At 63.7% G+C, this 502-nt stretch carries 1 protein-coding gene; it reads left to right on the top strand.

The window, feature by feature from the left end; genetic code table 11:
- Positions 1 to 502 (top strand): TolC family protein (locus ACQZ5H_RS32610; protein ID WP_449100221.1); only part of this gene is annotated, 502 nt, incomplete at both ends.

Here is a 502-nt window from a genome sequence, read left to right as displayed (position 1 = left end):
TCCTGCGAAGTTTGGCGAAGGCGGGGTCAAGAGCAATGGTGATGTTGCGACCGCCCAGTGGTGGACGGCCTACCGCGATCAGCAGCTGAACTCGCTGGTTTCCCAGGGTATCGGCCAGAACCTCGACGTGCTGCAGGCCCTCGAGCGCATCAATTCGGCTGAAGCCCAGGTCACCGTTGCCGGTGCCGGCGCCCTGCCGAGCCTCGTCGTCGGTGCATCCCAGACCGTCAGCGGCCAGATGGGCAATCTGCGCAACCAGCGCGGCGCCACCAACACCACGGCTGGCGAAGCCAATGTCTCCTGGCTGCTCGACCTCTTCGGCGAATACCGCCGCTCGAAGGAAAGCGCGCTGGCCTCGCTGGATTCGGCTTACGCCACCGCCGATGTCGCCAAGCTCACCTTTCTCCAGGATCTGGTCAACAGCTACATCGACGCCCGCTACTACCAGGAGCGCATCGAACTCTCCAAGGGCGATCTGAAGTCTCGCCGCGAGACCTTCGAT

Source organism: Rhizobium sp. 21-4511-3d, from assembly GCF_053522545.1.
This window is presented reverse-complemented; position numbering and strand designations above follow the sequence as displayed.